This is a genomic window from Amycolatopsis dongchuanensis (assembly GCF_039542405.1).
In the GTDB taxonomy this organism is placed as follows: domain Bacteria; phylum Actinomycetota; class Actinomycetes; order Mycobacteriales; family Pseudonocardiaceae; genus Amycolatopsis_E; species Amycolatopsis_E sacchari.
In genome coordinates this window covers 13411-39422 of the sequence record NZ_BAABIB010000088.1, presented here as the reverse complement: position 1 = coordinate 39422, position 26012 = coordinate 13411, and the positions used below count along the sequence as shown (strand labels likewise).

Annotated in this window: 24 protein-coding genes; 21 read left to right on the top strand and 3 right to left on the bottom strand. The window is 72.4% G+C overall.

Annotated features, from left to right (window positions below):
• Window positions 1-42: 42 nt before the first annotated feature.
• The 9 genes from ABFX51_RS23355 to ABFX51_RS23315 all read left to right on the top strand — a co-directional run bounded on the left by ABFX51_RS23355 (window position 43) and on the right by ABFX51_RS23315 (window position 11921).
• The gene (locus ABFX51_RS23355) at window positions 43-2085 is read left to right on the top strand and encodes a hydantoinase/oxoprolinase family protein (protein WP_346054927.1); all 2043 of its coding nucleotides are present in this window, start codon (window positions 43-45) and stop codon (window positions 2083-2085) included.
• The gene (locus tag ABFX51_RS23350; RefSeq protein ID WP_091503760.1) at window positions 2082-3734 is read left to right on the top strand and encodes a hydantoinase B/oxoprolinase family protein; all 1653 of its coding nucleotides are present in this window, start codon (window positions 2082-2084) and stop codon (window positions 3732-3734) included. The genes ABFX51_RS23355 and ABFX51_RS23350 overlap by 4 nt, the downstream gene beginning before the upstream one ends.
• Window positions 3731-4753 (top strand): Gfo/Idh/MocA family protein, encoded by a 1023-nt coding sequence (locus ABFX51_RS23345; protein ID WP_091503761.1) that lies wholly within the window; start codon window positions 3731-3733, stop codon window positions 4751-4753. Before ABFX51_RS23350 ends, ABFX51_RS23345 begins: the two co-directional genes overlap by 4 nt.
• Window positions 4754-4788: 35 nt before the next feature.
• Window positions 4789-5910, top strand: a complete 1122-nt coding sequence (locus tag ABFX51_RS23340; RefSeq protein WP_091503763.1) for an NAD(P)/FAD-dependent oxidoreductase — start codon at window positions 4789-4791, stop codon at window positions 5908-5910.
• Window positions 5911-5928: 18 nt separating this feature from the next.
• Window positions 5929-7263, top strand: coding sequence for an MFS transporter (locus tag ABFX51_RS23335; protein ID WP_346054926.1), 1335 nt, complete (start codon window positions 5929-5931; stop codon window positions 7261-7263).
• Window positions 7263-8843 carry a gamma-glutamyltransferase gene (locus tag ABFX51_RS23330; protein ID WP_346054925.1) on the top strand — a complete coding sequence of 527 codons (1581 nt, stop codon included), beginning with the start codon at window positions 7263-7265 and terminating at the stop codon, window positions 8841-8843. The genes ABFX51_RS23335 and ABFX51_RS23330 overlap by 1 nt, the downstream gene beginning before the upstream one ends.
• A 134-nt stretch (window positions 8844-8977) precedes the next feature.
• Window positions 8978-9913, top strand: a complete 936-nt coding sequence (locus tag ABFX51_RS23325; RefSeq protein WP_346054924.1) for a 5-dehydro-4-deoxyglucarate dehydratase — start codon at window positions 8978-8980, stop codon at window positions 9911-9913.
• A gap of 42 nt (window positions 9914-9955) precedes the next feature.
• A complete protein-coding gene (locus ABFX51_RS23320) occupies window positions 9956-11344 on the top strand; it encodes a sugar porter family MFS transporter (protein WP_346054923.1) in 1389 nt (462 codons plus the stop codon).
• Between the two features lie 85 nt (window positions 11345-11429).
• Complete coding sequence (locus tag ABFX51_RS23315; protein WP_346054922.1) at window positions 11430-11921, top strand: pyridoxamine 5'-phosphate oxidase family protein; 492 nt, start codon at window positions 11430-11432, stop codon at window positions 11919-11921.
• Between the two features lie 7 nt (window positions 11922-11928).
• Here the strand turns inward: ABFX51_RS23315 and ABFX51_RS23310 are convergent, their stop codons facing one another.
• The gene (locus tag ABFX51_RS23310) at window positions 11929-12870 is read right to left on the bottom strand and encodes a helix-turn-helix transcriptional regulator (RefSeq protein ID WP_346054921.1); all 942 of its coding nucleotides are present in this window, start codon (window positions 12868-12870) and stop codon (window positions 11929-11931) included.
• 142 nt (window positions 12871-13012) lie between these two features.
• On the opposite strand from ABFX51_RS23310, the gene ABFX51_RS23305 reads away from it, so the two are divergent.
• From ABFX51_RS23305 to ABFX51_RS23295, 3 genes are all read left to right on the top strand, one after another.
• A complete protein-coding gene (locus ABFX51_RS23305; RefSeq protein WP_346054920.1) occupies window positions 13013-14236 on the top strand; it encodes a cytochrome P450 in 1224 nt (407 codons plus the stop codon).
• A gap of 1 nt (window position 14237) precedes the next feature.
• Window positions 14238-15245 (top strand): 2Fe-2S iron-sulfur cluster-binding protein, encoded by a 1008-nt coding sequence (locus ABFX51_RS23300; RefSeq protein ID WP_346054919.1) that lies wholly within the window; start codon window positions 14238-14240, stop codon window positions 15243-15245.
• 114 nt (window positions 15246-15359) lie between these two features.
• On the top strand, window positions 15360-16223 hold the full coding sequence (locus tag ABFX51_RS23295) for a S1 family peptidase (protein WP_346054918.1): 864 nt from the start codon (window positions 15360-15362) through the stop codon (window positions 16221-16223).
• A gap of 45 nt (window positions 16224-16268) precedes the next feature.
• On the opposite strand, the gene ABFX51_RS23290 is transcribed toward ABFX51_RS23295, so the two are convergent.
• Window positions 16269-16703, bottom strand: a complete 435-nt coding sequence (locus tag ABFX51_RS23290) for an OsmC family peroxiredoxin (RefSeq protein ID WP_346054917.1) — start codon at window positions 16701-16703, stop codon at window positions 16269-16271.
• A 124-nt stretch (window positions 16704-16827) separates the two neighbouring features.
• Between ABFX51_RS23290 and ABFX51_RS23285 the strand changes: the two genes are divergently transcribed.
• From ABFX51_RS23285 to ABFX51_RS23245, 9 genes are all read left to right on the top strand, one after another.
• Window positions 16828-17079: an Atu4866 domain-containing protein gene (locus ABFX51_RS23285; protein ID WP_091503780.1), complete on the top strand. Its 252-nt coding sequence runs from the start codon at window positions 16828-16830 to the stop codon at window positions 17077-17079.
• A complete protein-coding gene (locus ABFX51_RS23280; RefSeq protein WP_346054916.1) occupies window positions 17076-17816 on the top strand; it encodes an SDR family NAD(P)-dependent oxidoreductase in 741 nt (246 codons plus the stop codon). Before ABFX51_RS23285 ends, ABFX51_RS23280 begins: the two co-directional genes overlap by 4 nt.
• A gap of 27 nt (window positions 17817-17843) precedes the next feature.
• Entirely contained in the window at window positions 17844-18983 is a 1140-nt protein-coding gene (locus ABFX51_RS23275; RefSeq protein WP_346054915.1) for a glycosyltransferase, read from the top strand.
• A gap of 16 nt (window positions 18984-18999) precedes the next feature.
• On the top strand, window positions 19000-19587 hold the full coding sequence (locus tag ABFX51_RS23270; RefSeq protein ID WP_346054914.1) for a TetR/AcrR family transcriptional regulator: 588 nt from the start codon (window positions 19000-19002) through the stop codon (window positions 19585-19587).
• A 77-nt stretch (window positions 19588-19664) separates the two neighbouring features.
• Window positions 19665-20684, top strand: a complete 1020-nt coding sequence (locus ABFX51_RS23265) for a medium chain dehydrogenase/reductase family protein (protein ID WP_346054913.1) — start codon at window positions 19665-19667, stop codon at window positions 20682-20684.
• 112 nt (window positions 20685-20796) lie between these two features.
• On the top strand, window positions 20797-21513 hold the full coding sequence (locus ABFX51_RS23260; RefSeq protein ID WP_091503788.1) for a GntR family transcriptional regulator: 717 nt from the start codon (window positions 20797-20799) through the stop codon (window positions 21511-21513).
• Entirely contained in the window at window positions 21510-22520 is a 1011-nt protein-coding gene (locus ABFX51_RS23255) for an ADP-ribosylglycohydrolase family protein (protein WP_091503789.1), read from the top strand. The genes ABFX51_RS23260 and ABFX51_RS23255 overlap by 4 nt, the downstream gene beginning before the upstream one ends.
• Complete coding sequence (locus tag ABFX51_RS23250; protein ID WP_091503791.1) at window positions 22517-23968, top strand: purine-cytosine permease family protein; 1452 nt, start codon at window positions 22517-22519, stop codon at window positions 23966-23968. The genes ABFX51_RS23255 and ABFX51_RS23250 overlap by 4 nt, the downstream gene beginning before the upstream one ends.
• A complete protein-coding gene (locus tag ABFX51_RS23245) occupies window positions 23965-24858 on the top strand; it encodes a PfkB family carbohydrate kinase (protein ID WP_346054912.1) in 894 nt (297 codons plus the stop codon). Before ABFX51_RS23250 ends, ABFX51_RS23245 begins: the two co-directional genes overlap by 4 nt.
• 81 nt (window positions 24859-24939) lie before the next feature.
• Here ABFX51_RS23245 and ABFX51_RS23240 read toward each other — a convergent pair whose 3' ends face one another.
• Window positions 24940-25968 carry a LacI family DNA-binding transcriptional regulator gene (locus tag ABFX51_RS23240; RefSeq protein WP_346054911.1) on the bottom strand — a complete coding sequence of 343 codons (1029 nt, stop codon included), beginning with the start codon at window positions 25966-25968 and terminating at the stop codon, window positions 24940-24942.
• Window positions 25969-26012 lie beyond the last annotated feature (44 nt).

Here is a 26012-nt window from a genome sequence, read left to right as displayed (position 1 = left end):
CTGAGAAGGTTCTCACTCACGGACTGGCGGAGACCCAAGCACATGACACTTCGGATCGGCGTCGACACCGGTGGCACGTTCACCGACGTCTGCGCCCTCGACGAGCAGACCGGGCGCTTCTACGTCCGCAAGGTTTCGAGCACGCCCGACGACCCCGGCCGCGCGATCGTGACGGGCGTGTCCGAGCTGCTGGCCGAGATCGGCGGGCGCGACCTCGCGGAGGTGGGCTACTTCGCCCACGGCACGACGGTCGGCACGAACGCCCTGCTCACCGGCCGCGGTGCCCGCACCGGCCTGCTCACCACCGCGGGCTTCCGCGACCTGCTCGAACTCGGCCGCGGCCGCCGGCCGTCGCTGTACGACCTGCAGGCTGACAAGCCCGCCGCGCTCGTCCCGCGTGACCTGCGGCTGGAGGTGGACGAGCGGGTGCGCCACGACGGCCGCGTAGAGCAGGCCGTGGACCCCGAGCAGGTCCGCGCGCTGGCGCGGCGGCTGCGCGAGCAGGACGTCGAGGCCGTCGCCGTCTGCTTCCTCTACAGCTTCGTGCACCCCGAGCACGAACGCGTCGTCGAGCGCATCCTCGCCGAGGAGCTGCCCGGCGTGCACGTGTCGGTGTCCTCGGCCGTGCTGCCCGAGTTCCGCGAGTACGAGCGACTGTCCACAGTGGTTGTGAACGCCTACATCGGACCGGTCGTGGCGCGGTACCTGGCGCGGCTGCGGACACGGCTCGGCGAACTCGGCCTGCGGGCGACGCCGCACGTCACGCAGTCCAACGGCGGCATCATCCCGTTCGAGGCGGCCGAGCGGATGCCTTCGCGCATGGTGCTTTCCGGCCCCAGCACGGGGGTCGTCGGCGCCGCGGAGATCGCCCGCGCGGCGGGTTACCCGGACATCATCACGTTCGACGTCGGCGGCACGTCCTCGGACGTCTCGCTCGTGCAGGACGGCGTGCCGAAGGTCGCCAACGGCACCGAGATCGACGGCAGGCCGGTGCGGGCGCCGATGCTCGACATCCACACCGTGGGCGCGGGCGGCGGCTCGATCGCGTGGATCGACGCGGGTGGTGCGCTCAAGGTCGGCCCGGGCAGCGCAGGGGCTGACCCCGGTCCAGCCTGCTACGGGCGCGGCACCGAGCCGACGGTCACCGACGCGAACGTGGTGCTGCAGGTGCTCAACCCCGAGTACCTGCTCGACGGGCAGATGAAGATCGACGCCGGTGCCGCACGGGCGGCGGTGTCCACAGTGGCCGGTCCACTGGGCATGGACGTGCTGGACGCGGCGCAGGGCATCGTGCGCGTGATCACCGCGAACATGGCCCGCGCGATCCGCGTCATCTCCGTGCAACGCGGCTACGACCCGCGTGACTACGTGCTCGTGCCCTTCGGCGGGGCGGGCCCGCTGCACGCCGTGCGCCTCGCGCGGGAGCTGGGCATGCGGACGGTGCTGGTGCCGGAGACGCCGGGCGCGCAGTGCGCCGCCGGGCTGCTGATGACCGACATCCGCGCGGACTTCCTGCGCACCCACATCGTGCGGCCCGAGGAATCCGTCGTCTCGGCGGTGTTCGCCGAACTGGAGTCGTCGGCGACGGCGTGGCTCGCGGAGGAGGGCGTGCCGGCAGAGCGTCGCCGCACCGAGCGGTGGGCCGAGATGCGCTACGCGGGCCAGAACTACGAACTGCCCGTGCAACTGCCCGAAGGCGAGATCACCGCGGACACCATCAGCCAGCTCGCCAAGCGGTTCGCGGCCGAGCACGAGCGGATGTACGGCTACTCCGCCGAGGAGGAGGTGCAGATCGTCACCTTCCGGCTGCGTGCCGTCGGTGAGGTCGCCCGCGCCGAACTGCACCGCGCCCCGCTCGGCGACGCGGACCCCTCCGCCGCCGTGCGCGCGACCCGCGAGGTGTACCTGCCCGAAAGCGGCGGGTTCACCGAATGCCCGGTGTACGACCGCAGGCTGCTGACGCCGGGTAACCGGATCGAAGGGCCCGCGATCGTCGAGCAGATGGACACCACGACGCTGCTGCTGCCCGGGGACGTGGCCGTGGTGGACGAGCTGCGCAACCTGGTCGTGACGGTGGGCGCATGACCGATACAGGAAGGAAAACGATGCAGGACCCCGTGCTGGTCGAGGTGATCGGCTCCGCGCTGTCGTCCATCGTGGAGGAAATGGGCGAGACGCTGGTGCGGGCGGCCTACTCCACCAACATCAAGGAGCGCCGGGACTGCACCGCGTCGGTGTTCGACGCCCGCGGCCGGATGCTGGCCCAGGACGAGGGCGGCTCGCCGCTGCACCTCGGTTCGCTGATGGGCATCGTCGACGAGATCACCCGGCGGTACCCGGCCGGCACGATCGAAGAGGGCGACACGTTCATCGGCAACGACCCGTTCACCGGCGGCGGTTCGCACCTGCCCGACATCGTGCTCGTGTCGCCGGTGTTCCTGGACGGCGAGATCAGCGCGTGGGTGGCGAACCTGGCCCACCACGCGGACTTCGGCGACCGCGGGCACGCGCACATCTTCCAGGAGGGCCTGCGCATCCCGCCGGTGCGGCTGATGCGCCGCGGTGAGCTGCAGAACGACCTGTTCGAGCTGATCCTGCTCAACTGCCAGGTGCCGCACGAGCGCCGGGCGGACCTGCGGGCGCAGCTGGCGGCGAACCGGCTCGCCGTCACCCGCTTCACCGAGCTGGCCGGCCGCTACGGCCGCGAGACGCTGGTGGCGGCGGGGGAGGCGCTGCTGGACTACACCGAACGCCGGACGCGCGCGGCGATCGCCAAGGTGCCCGACGGCACGTACACCTTCACCGACAAGTTCGACTGCCCTGAGCTGGACGACGAACTGGACCTCGGCGTGACGTTGACCGTGCGCGGCGAGGAGGTGTCCTTCGACTTCACCGCCCCGGCGCAGGTCAGGGCGAGCGTGAACGTCGTGTGGACGGCGCTGCACGCGGCCGTCTACTACTCGCTGAAGACGCTGGTGGACCCGGACATCATCCCGAACGCGGGGCTGCACCGGCCGGTCACGATCAACGCCCCGCGCGGTTCGGTGCTCAACTGCGTCGAGCCCGCCGCGGTCAACGGCCGCAGCGAGACCTGCCAGCGCGTGGTGGACCTGATCCACGGCGCGCTCGCGGCCGCCGTGCCGGAGACCGTCACCGCGGCGAGCAACGGCGCGAACACCGGTGTGCACTTCTCCGGCACGGACTCGCGCAGCGGCCGCTACTTCGTCTACCTGGAGACGATCGGCGGCGGCTGCGGGGCCCGGCTGGGCAAGGACGGCATGGACGGCGTCCAGGTGCACATGACCAACACCAGCAACCTACCGGTGGAGGCGCTGGAAACCGAGTACCCGCTGATGGTCGAGGAGTACGCGCTCGTCGACGACTCGGGCGGCGACGGGCGCACGCGTGGTGGCATGGGCATCCGGCGCACGGTCCGCGTCGAGGAGGCCGACGTGCACTTCTGGCTCGACACGTCGCGGCAGCGTTCGAAGCCGTGGGGTCTGTTCGGCGGCGGCCCGGGCGCGAGTGCGGCGGTCGAGCTTTCCGAAGGGGCGCAACCGATTTCGCACGGCTACACGCGGCTGCAGCCGGGCGACCGGGTGTCCGTCGTGACGGCGGGCGCGGGTGGCTACGGGCTGCCGGAGGAGCGTGACCCGGAGCAGGTGCGCCGGGACGTGGCCGAGGGGCGGATCTCCGCCGAGCGCGCCCGCGAGGTGTACGGGGTGGAGCCGTGATCCGGACCGCCGTGCTCGGGTTCGGGGTGTCGGGGCGGATCTTCCACGCCCCGTTCCTCGAACACGACGAGCACTACTCGCTGGACTTCATCGTCACCGGAAACCCGCAGCGCGCCGAGCAAGCCGCGGCGGAGTATCCGAAAGCGACAGTCCTTTCCGGACCAGGCGAGTTGTTCGAGCACGCCGGGGAGGTCGACCTCGTGGTGCTCGGCACCCCACCGGGCACACACGCCGAGCTGGCCTCGACGGCACTGGACCACGGACTGCACGTCGTGGTGGACAAGCCGTTCGTGCCCTCCAGCGAGCAGGGGACCGTGTTGATCGAGCGGGCCCGTCAGGCCGGCCGCGTGCTGACGGTGTTCCAGAACCGGCGCTGGGACGGCGATTTCCTGACCCTGCGGCGGCTGGTCGACAACGGCGAGCTGGGCGAGGTGTACACGTTCGAGTCCCGGTTCGAGTGGTGGAAGCCGCAGGGGCCGCGTGACTGGAAGGCCCGCACCCCGGTGGCCGAGGGCGGCGGCATCCTGTTCGACCTCGGCACGCACCTGATCGACCAGGCCGTCCAGCTGTTCGGGCCGGTCGAGCGGCTGTGGGCCGACCTGGCCCACCGCGGCGCGGGGGAGGCGGACGACGACAGCGTCGTCGTGCTCACCCACGCGGGCGGGACGCGCTCGCGGCTGGTCATGTCCGGTCTCGCCGCGCTGCCCGCGCCCCGGTTCCACGTGCTCGGCTCGAAGGCCGGGTACACGAAATGGGGCCTGGACCCGCAGGAACCGGCGCTCATCGGCGGTGCTCGGCCCGGCGATCCCGGCTTCGGGCAGGAGCCTCGCGACAACTGGGGCACGCTCGGCGTGCGCGGCGAGACGCACGTGGTCGAGCCGGAACCGGGGGACTACGGCGCGTTCTACCGGCTGCTCGTTCCGGCCCTGCGTGGCGAAGCCGCCCCGCCGGTGGACCCGGCCGACGCGGTCGAGGTCCTGAAGCTCATCGAGCGGGCACACGAATCGTCCCCGCTGTGACGAACCGACACGAAGAAGAAGGTGGATTCTTTCCGATGACCGCAGGCAACGCACGGGCCGAGCACGTGGTCGTGGTGGGCGGGGGCATCCTCGGCGTCTCCACGGCGACGCACCTGCAGCGCGACGGCGCGCGGGTGGTGCTGGTGACCGAGGGCGAACTGGCCGACGGGGCCTCGGGGCGGTCGCTGGCGTGGCTGAACTCCGCGGGGTCCCGCTCGGCGGCCTACCACGCGCTGCGGGTCGCCGGTATCGACCGGTACCGCACGTTGTTCGCCGCCGATCCCGCGCGGGAGTGGCTGCGTTTCGACGGGGCGCTGTTCTGGTCCGCCGACCCGGCGAAGGCGCGGGAGCGGCACGGGGCCGAGGTCGAGCACGGCTACGACTCGAAGCTGCTCACCCCCGCCGAGGCCGCCGAGGCGGTGCCCGGCGTGGACGCCGCCGCGATTCCAGAAGCGGCGGTGCACAACCCCGGCGAGGGCTGGGTTTCCCTGCCGCACCTGATCGACCACCTCGTGGCCGAGTTCACCAGCCTCGGCGGCGAGGTCGTCACCGGTGCGGGCCGCGCGAGTGTCACGACGGCCGACGGCGTGGCTACCGGGGTCACCACCACCGGCGGGCAGCGGTTCGAGGCCGACGCCGTCGTCGTGGCGTGCGGCGCGGCGACCCCGGCGGTCGTCGCCGAGCTCGGAGTGTCCATTCCGGACGGTTCGCCGTTGTCGATGCTCGTGGTGACCGAACCGGTCGAGACGGAGATGCGGGCGGTGCTCAACACGCCCCGCGCCGCGCTGCGTCCCAACCCGGGCAACACTTTCGCGCTCGACCAGGACTGGTACTCCGACCGCATCACCGAGGCCGAGGACGGCACGTGCACCATCGACGAGTCGGTGGTGAAGGAACTCGTCGCCGAGGGCTCGGCCCTGCTCGACGGCGACGTCGAGCTGACCGCGACGTCCTGGCGCCTCGGCCGCAAGCCCATCCCCGGCGACGGCGAGCCCGTGTTCGGCGAGCTGTCCGCCGTGCCGCGCTGCTTCGTCGCCTTCACCCACTCCGGCGCCACGCTCGGCCTCATCGCCGGTGAGCTGCTCGCCGGTGAGATCCGCACCGGCACCCCCCACCCCATGCTCGAACCGTTCCGCCCGGAACGCTTCCAGCGCTGACTTGTGCGAGGAGATCCGTTGACCGACAACGACATCCGGGAGACCACGCGGGAGCCCGCCGGGGACGTCCGCTCACGGCGGAAGGTGCTCCTGTCCGCGATGCTCGGCAACGTCGTCGAGTACTACGACTTCGGCCTCTACGGCACGCTGGCGGTCATCATCTCCCGCCAGTTCTTCCCGACCGGCAACTCGGTGGCGGCGCTGCTGTCCACCTACGCCGGGCTGGTGCTGTCCTACGCGCTGCGGCCGGTCGCGGCGATGGTGCTCGGCCCGCTGGCCGACATCAAGGGCCGCCGGTGGGTGCTGCTGTTCACGATCGCGGTGATGAGCGTGGGCACGGCGGGCATCGGCCTGCTGCCCACCTACGCCGCGATCGGCATCGCCGCGCCGGTGATCCTGCTGCTGTGCCGGATGCTGCAGGGCGTCGGCGCGAGCGTGGAGTACACCACGGCCGCGAACTTCATCTTCGAGCACGAGCGCGGCAACCGGCGCAACTACCTGGCCGGGCTGTCGGTGGCGTCCACCTCGGTCGGCCCGCTGCTCGCGACGCTGGTGTCCTACCTGGTGATCTCGCTGATGCCGGCGCAGGCGTTCAACGACTGGGGCTGGCGCATCCCGTTCCTGCTGGCGATCCCGATGGCGCTGATCGGCATCTACATCCGCCGCCACGTCGAGGAGACCCCGCAGTTCCAGGAGCTGGCCGCGGCAGCCGAGCGCACCAAGGTCAAGCAGACGCCGTTCCGCACCGCGGTGCGGGACCACTGGGGCGCGATGCTGCGGGCCATCGGCCTGGGTGCCGGGCAGCGCATCGGCTCGTTCGTGATCCAGGCCTACTTCGTCACCGCGATGGTCAAGGCCGGGTTCGCCGAGAACAACGCGCTGCTGGCCTCGCTGCTCACCTACGCGATCGGGCCGATCCCGGCGATCTGGGGCGGCAAGCTCGCCGACCGCTACGGTGCGCGGATCCCGCTGGTCGTCGGGTACGGGCTGTTCGTCGTGCTCACCGTGCCGACGTTCCTGGCGATCGGCTCGGGCTCGCTCGCGCTGGCGGTGGTCGCGGTCGTGGCGTTCACGTTCATCAACAACTTCGTCGGCGCCCCGCTGACGACGGCGTACGTGATGAGCTTCCCGGCCGAGGTGCGGGCGAGCGCGTCCGCGCTGAACTACAACATCGGCACCACCGCGCTCGGCTCGACCGCCGGCCTGGTGGCGGTGTGGCTGTTCGACCTGACCGGTACCAACGCCACGTTCGGCTGGTACATGACCGGGTTCTGCGTGCTGTCGATCCTGGTGGCCCTGTTCGCGATGCCCGCCGCGGTGGACGAGCAGCGCCGCAAGGCGCGGACGGCGTGATGGACAGGGCGACCGCCGACGATCTCGCCCGCCGGGCCTCGTACGGGCGCAAGGAGCCCGTCGAGGCCCGGCGGGGGATGGTCGTGACCTCGCACCCGCTCGCGGTGCGCGCCGGGGTGGACGTGCTGCGCGACGGCGGCACGGCGGCGGACGCGGCGCTCGCCGCGGCCGCCACCCAGCTGGTCGTCGAACCCCACATGACCGCGCTGACCGGCGGGCTGGAGATGCTGTACTGGGACGCGCGCAGTGGTAGCGCGAGCTACCTGAACGGCAACGTGGCGGCGCCGCTCGCGCCGCTGCCCGGGTTCACCGGCGCCGATCTGACCACCGGCCGGGGCGTGCCCGTCCCCGGCTGGTGGCCGGCGTTCCGCGCCGCGCACGAACGCTTCGGCGTGCTGCCGAAGGCGCGCCTGCTGCGGGACGGGATCGAGCTGGCCCGCGACGGGTTCGCGGTGAACCCGTACCTGTTCGGCGAGATGTACGCGCACCGCGCCGAACTCGGCTGCCACGAGCAGGCGCGTGAGGCGTTCCTGCCCGGTGGGAGCCTCGTCGGCCCGGGGGAGACGCTGCGGCAGGAACGCGTGGCGTGCACGCTGGAACGGTTGCGGGACGAGGACTCCGGCTACTACCTCGGCGAGTTCGCGCGGGCGTTCAGCGCGGAGTGTCAGCGGGGCGGCGGGGTCATCACCCCCGACGACTTCGCGGCGTACGAGGCGCAGTGGCACACGCCTTTGCGGGGCGCGTACCGCGACGTGGAGATCGTCGCGTCCGCACCGCCGGACGATGGGGGCTGCCAGCTCATCGAGGCGCTGAACATGCTGGACCTGGTGGACCTGCCGGGCCCGGCGCAGTCCTCGGTGGAGACGCTGGACCTGCTGACGGCCGTGCACAACGAGGTGTACTACGCCCCGCCGCGCACGGCCGCCACCGACGTGGAAACGTTGCTGTCCAAGGACTACGCGGCGCGGCGGATGGCGCGGCTCGGCGCGGCGCCGTCACCGGCGGCGGTCCCGTCGCCCGGCACGATCCACGTCACCGTGGTGGACGAGCAGCGCAACATCGCGTCGGTGACGCACTCGCACATGGCGTCCCCGTGGGTCAACGGCCTGTTCGCCGAGGGCTTCCAGCTGTCGGGCGGCGGTTCGTTCTTCCAGCGCGGCATGCCGTGGCCGGGGGAGCGGGCGACCGTGTACCTGGCCCCGAACCTCGTGCTCCGCGACGGGGTTCCGGTGCTGGCGTCGGGTTCGCCGTCGGTGTCGCTCGTGGCTTGCGTGCTGCAGAACCTGGTGAACATCGTCGACTTCGGACTGTCCATTGAGGAATCGGTGGCGGCGCCGCGGTTCGGGGTCCGGCCGCACGAGCCCGCGGCGGGCTGGCTGCCCGGGGTGACGCTGGAGCACGGGTTCGAGCCCGCCGTGGAGCGGGAGTTCCGCCGCCGCTGCGCCGAACGGGGTCTGTGGTTGCGGGACCTGGGGCCGTGGCACTCGCTGACCGGCAACTTCGAGGGCGTGACGCTCGAGGGCGGCACGCTGCGCTCGTGTGCCGATCCCCGCCGGAACGGAGCCGTGGAAGGGTACTGAAAGCCCCGTTGACTTGTGACCCAAGTCGCATTACGGTCCGAAGATGTTCGCATATCTGAACTAGAGCCTGACAGGGATCAGCGTTCAGATATGTGAATAGAACCGGTACCACTGCGACAGAGCGGACACTTTCGATGGTGCTGTCCCGGACCGAGCTCGACGGCCTGCTCGCTTTCCCCCTCACCGCGTTCGCCGAGGACCTCTCGCTGAACGTCGACGCCTTCGCCGAGCACGTCGAAGCACGCGTCGCGGCCGGGGCGGGTGCGGTGTTCGTCGCGTGCGGTACCGGGGAGTTCAGCTCGCTTTCGCCCGACGAGCACGCCGTTCTCCTGCGCACCGCGCGGGAGGTGGTCGCCGGGCGCGTCCCCGTGTGGACCGGGGTGGGCGGCGGTGCGGCGGCGGCGCGACTGGGGGTTGCGGCGGCGGAGGAGGGCGGCGCGGACGGCGTCCTCCTCCTGCCGCCGTACCTCGTGTCCGGCCCGCCCGGCGGGCTCGTCGACCACGTGCGCTACGCCATCGGCGGCACGTCCGTCCCCGTGATCGTCTACCACCGCCCGCCCGGCGTCTTCACCGCTGCCGCGGCCCGTGCGCTGCTGGACATCCCGTCCGTGGTCGGCCTCAAGGACGGGTTCGGCGACGTCGACCTGATGACCCGCATCGTCACGACGATCCGTTCCGCCGGCACGCTGCGTGCCGAGGATTTCCTGTTCTTCAACGGTTTGCCCACCGCCGAGGTCTCCGCGCAGGCGTACGCCGCGATCGGCGTGGCCCGGTACTCCTCGGCCGTGCACTGCTTCGCGCCCGAGATCGCGCACCGGTTCCACCGCGCGCTGGCCGACGGGGACACGGCGGTGATGCGCGCGCTGCTGGAGGGCTTCTACCTGCCGTTCGTGGCCCTGCGCGACGAGACCCCCGGCTTCGCGGTGTCGCTCGTGAAGGCCGCGGCCAGGCTGCGCGGCGACAAGGTCGGCCCCGTGCGACCGCCGCTGGGGGAGCCGTCCCCAGCCCAGCTCGACCGGCTCGCGGAGATCGTGGACGCCGGGTTCGCCGTGCTCCGATCGATGACCTAACTCCATCCCCATCGGTACAGCAGGAAAGAGGCGAGTCAGGCAATGACGCGGACAGCCCCGCCCCGGCGGACCATCGGCAGGGTCACGTTGTACTTCTTCGGCGCGCTCGGGGGCATCCTCTTCGGTTACGACCTCGGGGTGATCTCCGGGGTGCTGCCGTTCATCGGCAAGCTGTGGTCGCTGTCCAGCTGGGACAAGGGCGTGATCACGGCCAGCATCTCGGTCGGCGCGGTGGTCGGGGCGCTTTGCTCGCCCCGCGTCAACGAGTGGCTCGGCAGGCGGCGCACGATCATGGCGGCCGCGGTGGTCGTCGTGGCGGGCACCCTCGCCGCCACGTTTTCCCCGACGTTCACGCTGCTGGTGGTCTCGCGGCTGGTGATCGGCGTCGGCATCGGGTTCTCGTCGTCCACGGTGCCGACGTACCTGTCGGAGCTGGCGCCCGCGAGGGTGCGCGGCGCGATGGGCGCGCTGAACCAGATCTTCATCGTGCTGGGCATCCTGATCGCGTTCCTGGTCAGCTACGGGCTGGGCAGCTCGGGCAACTGGCGGCTGATGTTCGCGGGCGCGATCGTGCCCGCCGTGGTGCTGTTCGCCGGACTCACCCTGCTGCCGGAAACCCCGCGGTGGCTGCTGAAGAACGGCCGCGAGGACGAGGCGCGCTCGGTGCTGGTCAGCTCGCACGGCGGGAGCGCGGACATCGACCGGGAGGTCGCCGCGATCCGTGAGGTGATCCGGCTCGACACCGAGCAGAAGGGGCGCATCCGCGATCTGTGGGCGCCGTGGGTGCGGCCGATGCTCGTCGTGGCGTTGCTGCTGGCGGTGGGGCAGCAGTTCAGCGGCGTGAACGCGGTGAACGCCTACTTCCCGACGATGCTGATCAGCCTCGGGTTCGCCACGCAGGCCGCGCTGCTGTCGGGTGTGCTGCTCGGGGTGACGAAGTTCCTGTTCACCGCGTGGGTCGTGTTCGTCGTGGACCGGTGGGGCCGCAAGCCGCTGCTGCTGATCGGCAACGTGATCATGGTGCTGACCCTGCTCGGCGCGGGACTGGTGGTGCTGAACGTGCACGGCACCGGGCTCGTCGGCGTGCTGATGCTGATCATGATGGTGCTCTACCTGGTGGGCTACGAGCTGGGCTGGGGCGCCGTCGTGTGGGTCATGATGTCGGAGGTGTTCCCGCTGCGGGAGCGCGCGGCGGGCATGGGCGTGGCGAGCGTCGTGCTGTGGGCCGCGACCGGTGTCGTGAGCGCGGTGTTCCCGCTGATGTCGGACCCGAAGGCACTGGGCATCGGCGGGTCGATGTTCGTCTTCGCGGGCGTCAACGTGGTGCTGTTCGTGCTCACGAAGTGGCTCGTGCCGGAGACCAAGGGCCGCAGCCTGGAGGAGATCGAGCTGGACCTGCGGGCCCGCACGCACCTGCGCGCGAAGGTGTGAGGCCCGCGATGTCGAAAACGCGCGGGCGGTTTCGTCTCCTCGTCGAGCGCGCCGAGAAGGGCGTGCCGGAGCGGAGGAGAAGGACATGAAGCGCGAAGACGTCACCGAGGTGCTGGCCAAGCCGATCTCGCGGGAACTGCTGCACTCGCCGATCCCCGCTCGGCTGGCCTACACCGGGACCGACGGCGCCCCCAGGGTGATCCCGATCGCGTACCTGTGGGACGGCGAGCGGGTGCTGATGGCGACGGTTCCGAAGGCGGCGAAGGTTCGTGCGCTCCGGCGGGACCCCCGGGTGGCGATCACCGTGGACACGCAGGACCAGTGGCCGCCCAGGGCGCTGCTGATCCGCGGCACCGCGCGGGTGGAGGAGGTCGACGGGGTGCCGGAGGCGTACGTCGAGGCGTGCCGGAAGGGCATTCCGGCGGAGCACTTCGCAGAGTGGGAGCAGGGGGTGCGGGCGCTCTACGACCGCATGGTCCTGATCACCGTCGAGCCGGAGTGGGCCAAGCTCCTGGACTTCGAGACCACGATCCCGCAGGCGGTCGAGGACCTGGTCCGGGAGCGCCAGGGCTCCTGAGCCCGCGCTACCGCCGTCGCGCCTGGGCGGGGGAGATGCCGTAGCGGCGGCGGTAGGCGGCGGCGAACCGGCTGGCGCTGGAGAAACCCCAGTGCGCCGCCACCTCGCTGACCGTCCGATGTGGATTCTCCGCCAGATCCGCCGCGGCGCGCTGCAGCCGGACACCGAGCAGGTACTCGCTCGGCGTGCAGCCCACCCACTCGCGGAAGCCCTCCTGCAGCCGCCGGACGCTGGTGCCCGCCACGGCCGCCATGTCACCCGCCGTCCAGCCGCGCGCCGGGTCGTCGTGCAGCTGGTCCACCACGCGGGCGATCGCCTTCGGGCGCGGCAGCGGGCCCGCGCCGGCGTCCGGGCAGCCCGCCAGCAGGAAGCTCGCGGCGAGCGCCCCGGCGAGCTGGTGCCGCACGGGTTCGCAGTCCCCGAACAGCTCCGGGTCGTGCAGGTGGGCGGCGAGGCTGCCGACGAGCTGCCGCCACGCGCGGCCCCGGCCCTCGGCCAGGTCCAGCTGGTCGGGCAGCGCGCCCCGCAGCGTCACCCGGTCCCCGCCGAGCACGCGCTCCGCCTCGCACTCGAGCCACGTGCGGTCGAACTTCACGCCGAGCACCGTGCAGGTGGCGTCCCAGTGCGTGATGAGGGACGGGGTGTCGGCGCGGAACACGGTCGCCTGCCCCGGCACCGACACGAGACCGCCGTGCCGTGCCCGGCTTTCCAGGTGCCCCGTCAGCGGCATGTTGACCTCGTACGCGCCCGGGTAGTCACACGCGACGCGCACGTCGGCGCCCCAGCCGACGTGGCCGACGAGGACCGGGCCGAGGTCGAGCGTGCGCAGCGTCAGCCGCGGGTCGCGGCCGCCGCCGAGGAGCCTGAGCTCGTGCGGGAAGTACGCCTCCGCCACCCGCCGGGACGCCTGGTCCCAGTCCCGGGGCGGTGCACTACGCCGTGCGGGCATGCGGCTGAGATTACCAGAGACCCAGGTCACAAACCCGCCGCGCGATCCGTGCCGTGACCGCGCGAAACGTGTCGCCGGGCCCGCCGCGTGCTTCCTAGCATCCCGTCCCGTCCCTGACGACGAGGTGGGAGGACACCGCGAAATGACGACGACCGAACGGCCCGACCTGTCGTGGCTGCACGACGTCACGATGAGCGAGCTGGAGCGCAACCCTTACCGCACCTACGAAAGGCTGCGCAGGGAGGCGCCGCTGGCCTACGTGCCCGTGCTGGGCTCCTACGTGGCGTCCACTGTGGACGTCTGCCGCGAAGTGGCGACGAGCCCGGACTTCGAGGCCGTCATCACCCCCGCGGGTGGGCGCACCTTCGGGCACCCGGCGATCATCGGGGTCAACGGCGACATCCACGCCGACCTGCGGTCCATGGTGGAGCCCGCGCTGCAGCCCGCCGAGGTGGACCGGTGGATCGACGACCTCGTGCGCCCCATCGCCGGCCGCTACCTGGAGTCCTTCGAGAACGACGGGCACGCCGAGCTGGTCTCGCAGTACTGCGAACCGGTCAGCGTGCGCTCCCTGGGCGACCTGCTGGGCCTGCAGAGCGTGGACTCGGACAAGCTGCGTGAGTGGTTCGCGAAGCTGAACCGCTCCTTCACCAACGCCGCCGTCGACGAGAACGGCGAGTTCGCCAACCCGGAGGGCTTCGCGGAGGGCGACCAGGCGAAGGCCGAGATCCGCGCGATCGTCGACCCCCTGATCGACCGGTGGATCACCGAACCCGACGACAGCGCGATCTCGCACTGGCTGCACGACGGCATGCCGCCGGGGCAGACCCGCGACCGCGAGTACATCTACCCGACGATCTACGTCTACCTGCTCGGCGCGATGCAGGAACCCGGGCACGGCATGGCCTCCACGCTCGTCGGGTTGTTCAGCAGGCCCGAGCAGCTGGAGGAGGTCATCGACGACCCGGCGCTGATCCCGCGGGCGATCTCGGAGGGGCTGCGCTGGACGTCGCCGATCTGGTCGGCCACCGCCCGGATCTCCACGAAACCCGTCACGATCGCGGGCGTCGACCTGCCCGCGGGCACGCCGGTGATGCTGTCCTACGGCTCCGCCAACCACGACACCGGCCAGTACGAGGCGCCCTCGGTCTACGACCTGCACCGCCCGCCGCTGCCGCACCTGGCCTTCGGTGCGGGCAACCACGCGTGCGCCGGCATCTACTTCGCCAACCACGTCATGCGCATCGCGCTGGAGGAGCTGTTCGAGGCCATCCCGAACCTGGAGCGCGACACGCGTGAGGGCGTGGAGTTCTGGGGCTGGGGCTTCCGCGGGCCGACGAGCCTGCACGTCACCTGGGAGGTCTGAGATGGCCTTCTCGGTGAGCGCCGGCGAGCGCCGGGTCGAGTGCGCGCCGGAGATGACCCTGCTCCAGGCCTTCCTCCGGGCCGGGGTGTGGCTGCCCAACTCGTGCAACCAGGGCACGTGCGGCACGTGCAAGCTCCAGGTGGTCTCCGGCGAGGTCGACCACGGCGCCTCGCCCGCCGACACCCTCACCGAGGAGGAACGGGCCGCGGGCCTGGCACTCGCCTGCCAGGCCCGGCCCCGCACCGACACCGAGGTGAGCGGCCTCGGCGACGGCGCGCGCACGACGCACGCCCTGCGGGACCTGACGGCGACGGTCCTCGCCATCGAGGACGTCGCGCGGGACACCCGGCGCATCCTGCTGGGCCTGGCCGAACCGCTGGCGTTCGAGGCGGGGCAGTACGTCGAGCTCATCGTGCCGGGTTCCGGTGCGCGCCGGCAGTACTCGCTGGCGAACACGGCGGAGGAGGACAAGGTCCTGGAGCTGCACGTCCGCCGCGTGCCCGGCGGGGTCGCCACCGACGGCTGGCTGTTCGGCGGGCTCACGGTGGGCGACGTCGTCGAAGCAGCGGGCCCGCTCGGGGACTTCCACCTGCCGCCCGAGGCGGAGGACGACGGCGGGCCCATGGTGCTCATCGGCGGCGGCACGGGACTCGCGCCGCTCGTCGGCATCGCCCGCACCGCGCTCGCCCGGCACCCGGACCGCGGAGTGCTGCTGTACCACGGTGTCCGGGGCGCGGCGGACCTGTACGACCTCGACCGGTTCGCGGAGATCGCGCGGGAGTACCCCGCTTTCCGGTTCGTGCCGGTGCTGTCCGACGAGCCGGATCCCGCCTACCGCAGCGGGTTCCCCACCGACGCCTTCGTCGAGGACGTCGCCAGCGGGCGCGGCTGGTCCGGCTGGCTGTGCGGGCCGCCGCCGATGGTGGAGGCGGGTGTGCGGGCGTTCAAGCGGCGGCGGATGTCGCCGCGGCACATCCACCGGGAGAAGTTCACCCCGGCCTCGGCGTGATCATCGGCACACCGCACGCGGCACATCCTGCCCCGACGGGCAGGATGTGCCGTCCTGACGTATCCGATGCGGTGCGGGCCGAACTTTCCGGCGGTAGCGCGCGTCCTACAAGAGGTGACGAAGAGATCGAGGCGGCGGTTCGCGTGGCACTGCGCGCTGGCCGTCGCCGTCATGCTCGGAGCGGGGGGCGCCTACACCTACTCCTCCCGTCAGGTGACGAACGCGGCCGACCGGCCGGTGCAGCAGCACCCCACCCCGCGTGTGGAGGGCGTGGGCGCCACGTCGCCCACCACGTCGGAGGCGCCGCCGCCACCCTCCGTCGTGCTGCCGTTCAACGCCAAGCTCACCTCGCAGGACATCCCGGTCGAAGGCGGTGGCGTGCGCAGCGGCGGCTGCAGCGGCTCGCTGATCGACCCGCTGTGGGTCATCACCGCGGGGCACTGCTTCCACGACATCAAGGGCAACCGGGTCGGGGGCCCGTCGCCGTACCGGATGACCGTGACGGTCGGGAAGAACAAGGACAGCGATCCCGGCGGGCAGCAGGCGGACGTGGTGGACGTCCGGCAGTCGCCGCGCAACGACATGGCGCTGGTGAAGCTGAGCGCCCCCATCACCGGTATCCAGCCGCTGACGCTGGTCGAGGAGCGGCCCCAGGTGGGGCAGCGGCTGCGGTTCGCGGGCTGGGGCTCGCTGTCGGCCACGGTCGTCACGCCCTCGGACCACCTGAAGCAGGGCGAGTTCACGATCTCGAAGGTCAACTCGACGACGATCGAGGCTGTCCCGGTCGTGCCGCGCACGGTGGAGAACAGCCCCTGCAAGGACGACTCGGGCGCGCCGTTCTTCACCAGCACCGACGAGCAGACGGGCCGGCTGTTCGCCACGGAGATCTCCGGCCCGGAGTGCCCGCAGGCGGGTACCGAGGTCCTGTCGCGCCTGGACATCCTCGTGGACTGGATCCACCAGCAGCTGGGGCACTGAGCACCGGGCCGGCCGGAGCGCCCGGCCCGGCCGGCCCCGTGCGCGTCAGGCGAGTGCGGCGTCCAGCTTGATCGTGGTGCCCGCGAGCGCCTTGCTGACCGGGCAGGTGCGCTCGGCGGTGGCGGCCAGCTCCGCGAAGCGGTCCGGGTCCACACCGTCGACCGAGGCGCGCAGCGTGATCTCGATGCCGCTGATCTCGAAGCCGCCGCCCTTGGCCGGGCCGAGCGTCACTTCGGCGCTCACGTCGATCGAGTCCGCGACCAGGTTCTCCGACGCGAGCACGCCGGAGAGGTTCATCGCGAGGCACGACGAGTGCGCGGCGGCGATGAGTTCCTCGGGGCTGGTCTGCCCGTCGGGGTTGCCGGCGCGGGTGGGGAAGGAGACCTCGAACTGGCCGGCGTTCGAGGAATCGAGCGTCACGTGCCCCTTGCCCGACTGCAGGTCGCCCACCCAGTGGGTGGTGGCGTCACGGCTCGGCATGGCTGTCCTCCTGGTGGTCGTGGTGATCTCGCCGCGTGCACCCTCTCACGGTTCGCCTGGGTGTGGCGCACCCAGGCGAAGCGCACCCTGCCACCGGGCCGCGCCGCCGCGAAGACTCGGGCCCATGGAGACGAAGGACGTGGACGTCGTCGGCATGTGGGTCACCGCCGACGGCTACATCAGGCAGGAACTGCGTGCCGACGGGCGCTACGACGAGGCACGCGGAAACCGGCGCAGCGCCTACACCGGCCGCTACACCGTCACCGGGAACCACCTCGACTACGTGGACGACACGGGCTTCACCGCCACCGGCGACATCCGCGACGGCGTGCTCTACCACGAGCACCTGGTCCTCTACCGCGAGGAGCGCTCGTGACCGGCCGCCTCGACGGGAAGGTCGCGCTGGTCACCGGTGCCACCGGCGGGCTCGGGCGCGCGACCGCCGAGTTGTTCGCCCGTGAGGGCGCCCGCCTGGTCCTCACCGACGTCGACGGGGAAGCGGTGCACGAGCTGGCCACGCGGCTCGGCGCGCTGCCCGCCCGTCTCGACGTGTCCTCGGCCGCGCAGTGGGACGAGGTCGCCGGACTGGTCCGCGACCGCTTCGGCAGGCTCGACGTGCTGGTCAACGTCGCGGGGATCGTGGACTGGCCGGGGATCGAGGACACCACCCCGGAGGCCTGGGACCGGGTGATCGCCGTCAACCAGACCGGGACGTGGCTCGGCATGCGGGCCACGCTGCCGCTGCTGCGGGCCTCGGGCGCCGCGTCGGTGATCAACACCTCGTCCGTGCTGGGCCTCGTGGGCAGCGGGGCCGCCGCGGCGTACCAGGCCAGCAAGGGCGCGGTGCGGCTGCTCACCAAGACCGCCGCCGTCGAGTACGCCACCCGCGGCGTGCGCGTGAACTCCGTGCACCCGGGCGTGATCGCGACCCCGATGATCCAGGACCTGCTCGACGAGCAGGGGGACAGCCAGCCCGACATCGTGCGCACCCCGATGCGCCGCGCGGGACGCCCGGAGGAGGTGGCGCCGGTGATGGTGTACCTGGCCTCCGACGAGTCCTCGTTCGTCACCGGGGCCGAGTTCGTCGTGGACGGGGGCCTCACTGCGCACTGACCGGCCGCCGTTTGGCACGCTGCGCACATGATCGTGGTCGCGGGGGTGGCGTTGCTGGCGTGGTTGTGGCTGGCTCTGGCGCAGGGCGGGTTCTGGCGCACCGACCAGCGGCTGCCACCCCGCGGCACACCTCCGGTCTGGCCGTCGGTCGCCGTCGTCGTGCCCGCGCGCGACGAGGCGGACATCCTGCCGCACACGCTGCCGGGCCTGCTCGCCCAGCGGTATCCCGGTCAGGCGCGGGTGGTCCTGGTCGACGACGGCAGCGGCGACGGCACGGCGGACGTGGCGCGGCGGCTCGCCGGGAACGGCGGGCTGCCGCTGACGGTCACGTCGCCGGGCCCGATGCCGCCCGGCTGGACGGGCAAACTGTGGGCCGTCGCGCACGGCGTGGCGGCCGCGGGTGACGCGGACTGGCTCCTGCTCACCGACGCGGACATCGCCCACGACCCCGGGTCGCTGACGGCTCTCGTCGAGTCGGCGGGGGAGCACGACCTTGTCTCGCAGATGGCCGTCCTGCGCACGCGAACCCGGTGGGAACGCCTGATCGTGCCCGCTTTCGTGTACTTCTTCGCGATGCTCTACCCGTTCCGGCGGGTCAACCGCCCGGGCTCGCGGACCGCGGCGGCCGCGGGCGGCTGCTGCCTGGTGCGGCGCGAGGCGCTGGAGCGGGCCGGGGGAGTGGCCGCGATCCGCGGTGCCGTGATCGACGACGTCGCGCTCGGCACCGCGATCAAGCGCAGCGGCGGCCGGATCTGGCTCGGGCTGGCCGAGCACGCCCGCAGCGTCCGGCCGTACCCCACGCTGGGATCGTTGTGGCGCATGGTTTCCCGCAGTGCCTACACGCAACTCCGATATTCGCCGCTTTTGCTCGCCGGGACCGTGCTCGGCCTCGGGCTGGTGTTCCTCGCCCCGCCGGTGCTGACCGTGATCGGGGCGCTGCTGGGTGATCCGGTCACGAGTGGCGTCGCGGTGCTGGCGTGGCTGGTGATGGCGTTGACGTTCGTGCCGATGCTGCGCCACTACGGCCAGCCCTGGCCCGCCGCCCTGCTCCTGCCGGTCACCGCGACGCTCTACCTGCTGATGACCGTGGACTCCGCGGTCCAGCACTGGCGCGGGCGGGGTGCGGCCTGGAAGGGGCGCACCTATTTGCGGACCGGCGAGGAGTGAGTGTACAGTCACTCACATGACGAAACGCGGTGCCACGCTCTCCACCTCCGACGCCCGGCGTGAGGCGGTCGTCGACGCGGCCATCGCGGAGTTCGCCAAGTCCGGGTACCACAACACGCCCATCACGGCCGTCGCCGCGCGGGCGGAGATCTCCCCGGCGTACGTGTTCAAGCTGTTCCCCGGCAAGGTGGCGTTGTTCGTGGCGGCGCTGGACCGCTGCTACGAGCTGGTGGTGCAGGCGCTGGGGAAGGGCGCCGCGCGCACGGACGCCGCCGATCCGGAGCAGGTGCTGTACGAGATGGGCGGCGCGTACGCGGAGCTGATCACGGACAAGGACCTGCTGATGCTGCAGGTGCACGCCCAGTCGGCGTGCGACGTGCCGGAGATCGCCGAGGCCGTCCGGCAGGGCCTGGCCCGCGTGACCGAGTACGTCCGGTCGCGTTCGGGGGCGAAGGACGAGTCGGTGCAGCGGTTCATCGCCTACGGGCAGCTGTGCCACCTGATCACGACACTCGAACTCGACGGCCACCGCGGCGGCTGGGCCGCGGTGCTCACCGCCGGTATCCGGCACCCGAAGGCCCATGACACCGGGCCTCGGGGCTGAACGACCAGCCCGGGTCGCCGGGCCTTTTTTCGGACCGTGCAGTGACTGACCAATCACTCACTACCAAGGAGCAGACCATGACCACCATCACCGAAATCGTCCTGCCGGGCCGGGTCGAGCCACGGGGCCTCGTGCTCAACCGCCGCGAACTGCCGCCGGCCGGGGCGGGACAGGCGCTGGTCGCCGTCGAGGCCACCGGGGTCTCGTTCGCCGAGCAGCAGATGCGCCGCGGCAAGTACTTCGACCAGCCCCCGTTCCCGTTCGTGCCCGGCTACGACCTGGTGGGCACCGTCGTCGAGACCGGCGAAGGGGTCGACGAGGCGTTGCGGGGACGGCGCGTCGCCGCGATGACCAAGATCGGCGGCTGGAGCAGCCACGTGGTGCTCGACGCGGCGGATCTCGTGCCGGTGCCGGACGGACTGGACCCGGCCGAGGCGGAGACGTTCGTCGTCAACGGCATCACGGCCTGGCAGATGCTGCACCGGACCGCGAAGGTCCGTGCCGGGCAGACGATCCTGGTGCACGGGGCGAACGGCGGCGTCGGTTCGACGCTCGTGCAGCTCGCGCGCGCCGCCGGGGTGCGCGTGCTCGGCACGGCGTCGGCCCGCAACTTCGAGGCCGTCTGCGCGCTGGGCGCGCTGCCGGTCGACTACCGCGGCGACGTGCCCGGCCAGGTGCGTGCCGTGGCGCCCGGGGGAGTGGACGCCGTGTTCGACCACGTCGGCGGGCCCGGGATCGTGGACTCCTTCCGCCTGCTGGCCCCCGGCGGCACGCTCGTCGCCTACGGCACGGCGTCCACAAAGGTCCATGAGGGGAACTCGCGGCTCCCGGTGCTGAAGTTGTTCGCGCGGCTGCTGTGGTGGCGGCTGCTGCCCAACCGGCGCCGCGCGCACTTCTACAACATCTGGGCGGGCAAGCGGAACCTCGCGCGCTTCCGGGCGCGGCTCGCCGAAGACCTCGGCGCCGTGTTCGCCCTCGCCGCACGCGGTGAACTGCGGGCACAGGTGGCGGCGCGCTTCCCGCTCGCGGAGGCGGGCAAGGCACTGGAGCTGGCCGAGTCGCACACCGTCACCGGCAAGGTCGTGCTGGTCCCCTGACGCAGGTCGGCCTGACTTTCGAGCCCAAGGCCGCCGGTCAGGGCCGATCGAGCGGCGGCGCCCGGTCTCCCCGCCGCTTGATCGGCCCTTCCCGCCGGGTTACTGTACAGGTATGGACAGGACTGGACAGGTTCGCTTCGGGAAGCGGGACCGGCTCGTGGCCGACCTCGAGCGGCAGATCCACTCCGGCAGGCTCGCCCGTGGCGACCAGCTGCCGGGGGAGCACGAGCTGGCCGAGCGGTACCGGGTCAGCCGCGGCACCGTCCGCAGTGCGCTGTCCGAGCTGCAGCGCCGGGACCTCATCGCCACGCAGAGCGGCGTCGGCTCGTTCGTCACGTTCGACGGGGTCCAGCTCGACCAGTCGCTCGGCTGGGCCACCGCGCTCGCGGGCTCCGGGTTCGACATCGCGACGGAACTGCTCGGCATCGAGCGGACCACCGCCGCCGCGCTGACGGAGCGGTTCGAGATCCCCGAATTCGTTGCTGTGCGGCGACTTCGCCGGGACCGCGAGGCGGGGCCGGTCTCGTACGAGGTCGCGCTCGTGCCCGCCACGGGGGAACTCGCCGAACTGCCCGAGCGCGGCCTGCTTCGCAACTCCCTCACCGCCACGCTCGCCTCCGCCGGGCTGCACGCCGCCGGAGGCGAGCAGTGGATCGGCACGCAGGCCCTCACCGAGGACACCGCCGCCCTGCTCGAACGGCCTGTCGGCGAGCTGTTCCTGCACGCCACCCGCACCAGCACCGATCCGTCGGGCGGGCTCGTCGAGCACGTCGTCAGCCTGCTCGACCCCGCCCGGTTCCGGTTCCACCTGACCTTCGGAGCACGATGAACACCCGCGAGCGCGCGCTCGGCGCCTTCACCGGACTGGCACTCGGCGACGCGCTGGGCATGCCCACGCAGTCGATGTCCCGCGAGCAGATCGCCGCGCACTACGGCCCGGTCCGCACGCTGCTGGACGCCGTGCCCGAGCAGCCCATCGCCCCGAGCCTGCCCGCGGGCTCGGTCACCGACGACACCGAGCAGGCCGTGCTGGTGGCGCGCCTGCTGATCGAGGGCGGGGGCCGGATCGACCCGATGGTCTTCGCGAAGGCGCTGCTGGACTGGGAGGCCGACATGGTGCGGCGCAACCTCTCCGACCTGCTGGGCCCGTCCACCAAACGCGCGCTGCAGCTGCTGGAGTCGGGCACCCCGCCTGAGGAGGCGGGCCGGTACGGCACCACGAACGGCGCCGCGATGCGGATCACCCCGGTCGCGATCGCCACGCCACCGGGGCTGGACGTCCTGCTCGACGCCGTCGTCGCCGCCAGCGGGCTCACCCACAACACGAGCCTGGGCATCGCCGGCGCCGCGGCCGTCGCCGCCGCCGTGTCCGCCGGGATCGAGGGCGCGGACCTGCCCGCCGCGCTCGACCACGCCGAACAGGCGGCCGCCGCCGGGGCGCGGCGCGGGCACTGGAGCGCGGGCGGGGACATCGCGGCGCGCCTCCGCTGGGTCCGCGGCTGGGTGCGGGGTATGGACGTGCCCGAGCTCGCCGACGCCGTGGCGGAGGTGGTCGGAACGTCCGTCGCCGCACAGGAATCCGTGGTCGCCGCGTTCGCGCTCGCCGAAGCGCTCGGCGACCGGCCTGTGGAAGCGCTGGCGCTCGCCGCGGAACTGGGCGGCGACACCGACACGATCGCCGCGATGTGCGGCGCCGTCCTCGGCGCGCAGCACGGGCTGTCCGGCCTGCCCGCCGACCTCGTCGCCACCGTGCGCCGGGTCAGCCACCTCGACCTCGGACCCGTCGTCGACGGGTTGCTCGACCTTCGTTCTTCGGCCCAAAGGAGCGCCCGATGACTACCGAGACCACCGACACGAGCGTCCGCGCCGAGGGCGCGCTGGAGACCCGCGGCATCGAACCGGTGCCCGAGAACGAGCGCACGGGCCACCCGATGCAGCTGTTCTGGGTGTGGTTCGCCGCCAACATCTCGATCCTCGGCCTGCCGCTGGGCGCGACGCTCGTCGCCATCCAGCACCTGGCCTTCTGGCAGGCCGCGATCGTCGCGCTGCTCGGGTCGGTCGGCTCGTTCGCCATCGTCGGCGCGGTCTCGATCGCCGGGCGCCGCGGGGGTGCGCCCGGACTGACGTTGTCCCGCGCGGTGTTCGGCGTGCGCGGCAACGCCGGGCCCACGCTCGTCTCGCTGGTTTCGCGGCTGGGCTGGGAGACGGTCAACACCACGACCGCCGCGTTCGCGCTGTTGTCGTTGTGCGCCATCCTGTTCGGCACGGGTTCGGACGCGAAGTCGGTGCCCGTGCTGACGATCGTGTGCATCGCGGTGTTCGTCGTGTGCACGGTGATCGTGTCCGGGCTGGGGCACCGCGTGCTCGTGGCCGTGCAGCGCTGGGCGACGTGGATCTTCGGCGCGCTGAACATCGTCGTCGCGGTGAGCCTGGTGTCCACTGTGGACTGGAACGCGGTCGGTTCGGCGCCGCCCGCGTCGGTCGGCGCGATGATCGCGGGGATCGGCACGATCGCGGCGGGCACCGGCATCGGCTGGGCCAACGCGTCGGCGGACATGTCCCGCTACCAGCACCCGGCGGTGCGCGCCGGGTCGCTCGTCGCCTCGGCGGCCGTCGGCGCGGGCATCCCGCTGGTGCTGCTCATCTCGCTGGGCAGCCTGCTGTCGGCGGGCGACCCGACGCTGGCGCAGGCGGGGGACCCGGTCGCCGCGATCCGCGGGATGCTGCCGGCGTGGATGGCGGTGCCGTACCTGATCGCCGCGTTCGGCGGGCTGCTGCTGTCCAACCACCTGTCGGTGTACTCGGCGGGCCTGACCACGCTGACGCTGGGGATCCGCATCAAGCGCGTCTACGCCGTGGTCGTCGACGTCGTGGTGACCACGCTCGGCGCGATCTACTTCATGCTCGTCGCCGACAACTTCTACGACCCGTTCATCGCGTTCATCAGCCTGCTCGCGGTGCCGATCACGGCGTGGGTCGGCGTGTTCGCGACGGACATGCTGCGCCGGAAGACCTACGACCCCGCCGCGTTGATGGACCTGCGCCGCACCAGCCGGTACTTCTACCGCGGCGGGGTCGAGCCGAGGGCGGTCGCGGCGTGGGCGCTGGCGATCGTCGTGGGCTACCAGTTCACGACCGCGGGTTCCGGGGACGACGTGTGGTTCACCGGGGTCTTCGCCGGCAGCTGGCCGGGGCGGAACGGGCTGGGCTGGGTGATCACGTTCGTCGTGGCGGCGGGGCTGTACGCGCTGCTCGGCGGTGCCCGTCGCGTGGAGGCCCGGTGACCGGCCGGCTGGTGCACACCGGCCAGGTGATCGTGGACCTGGTCATGCGGGTGCCCGCACTGCCCGCGCCCGGCGGCGACGTGCTGGCGTCGGAAACCGGGCTGCACGCGGGCGGCGGCTTCAACGTGATGTCCGCGGCCGCCCGGTCGGGGGCGCGCGTCGTCTACGCCGGGGCGCACGGCACCGGCCGCTTCGGCGACCAGGTCCGCGCGGCGCTCGCCGTCGAGGGCATCGAGGTGGCGCAACCGCCTGCGGACTCCGGGGACACGGGCGTGTGCGTGGTGCTGGTGGACGCGACCGGCGAGCGCACTTTCGTCACCGGCACGGGCGCGGAGGGCCGGTTGCTGCCGGACCAGCTCGCCGGGGTCGGGGTGACGCGCGAGGACCTGGTGTACGTCAGCGGCTACAGCCTGCTGCACGAGTCGAACCGGGCGGCGTTGCGGGCGTGGCTGCCCGGCCTGGACGGGGCTCGCGTGCTGTTCGACCCGGGACCGCTGGTCGGGGAGATCGATCCCGCGACGCTGGCGGAGGTGCTGTCCACTGTGGACATCGTGTCGGCGAACGCGGCCGAGGCTCGTGTTCTCGGCACTCTGATCGAGCAGCTGCCGAAACCGGGTGCGGTGGCGGTCGTGCGGGACGGTGCCGACGGCTGCCGGATCATCGCTGAGGGCCGGACCGTTGCCGTGCCGGGCTTTCCGGTGGTCCCGATCGACACGAACGGCGCCGGGGACACCCACTGCGGTGTCCTCGCCGCGGCCCTGCTCGCCGGTACCGACCTCGAAACGGCAGCGGTCCGCGCGAACGCGGCGGCCGCGCTGTCGGTGCTCCAACGGGGCCCGGCGACGGCGCCGTCCCGCGAGCAGATCGACCGCTTCCTCGCCACGCGGTGATCGGTGGAGTCGCGGCCCCTCGCGGCGTGAAGCCCGGCGCGACCGGTGGCGGCCGCGCCACAGGTCCCCGCCGCGCGATGATCAGCGGAGCCTGGCGGCCACCGGTGGCGGTCCGGTGGTGCCGCGCACCACGAGCTCCGGCTGCAGCACCACTTCCCGCGGCTGAGCATCCGGGTCCTCCAGCCGCGTCACAACCGCCTGCACCGCGAGCCGCCCCTGCCGTGCGTCCTGGCTGACCGACGTCAGGTCGATGTGCGACAGGCGGGCCAGGTGGCTGTCGTCGTAGCCCACCACCGACACGTCGCGCGGCACCTCCAGCCCCGCCCGCCACACGGCGTCGAGGAACCCGAGCGCGCACCGGTCGTTCCCGGCGAAGACGGCGGTCGGCAGGTGCGCGCGGTCCGCGAGCAGCGCGCGGGCGGCACGGGCACCGGAATCCTCGGTGTGGTCGCCCGGCAGGACGCGGATCTCCGCCGCCAGCCCGTGCCTGCGCATCGCGGCGAGGTAACCGCGACGCCGTTCCGCCGCGCCCGCGCCGTTGCCGCCGTCGATGTGCGCGATCGACTGGTGGCCGAGACCGACCAGGTGGTCCACGATCTGCCGCACCCCCTTGGTCTCCGCGACGTGCACCGCGTCCACCCGCGCGCCGGGGAACCGGCGGCCGACCACCACCGCCGGGATCCGTTCGCCCAGTTCACGCACGTAGTCCGCGTCCAGCTCACCGCCGAGCAGGATCAGGCCCTCGCAACGGTGCGACAGCAACGCCTCCACCGCACGCCGCTCGCCGCACTCGGGCAGCGCGGCCGACAGCAGGATCTCGTAGCCACGCCGTTCCGCCTCCGGGTGGATCGCCTCGACGAGGTCGGCGTGGAACAGGTTGCGCACGGTCAGCATCACGCCCAGCACGCGGCTGCGGGAGCGCGCGAGCAGGCGTGCGGCGCTGTCGGGCCGGTACCCCAGCTCCCGCGCGGCGGCGAAGACCCGCGCCCGGGTTTCCTCGCCGGCACCGGGTTCGCCCCGGAACACCAGTGACACCAACGCCCGTGACACGCCTACACGCGCGGCGACGTCCGCCATCGTGGGGCGGCGCCGCGGAAAGTCGTCTGCCATGGTTCCCGCCTGTCCCGGCGCAGGGAGGGCTTGACAAGGGGTGT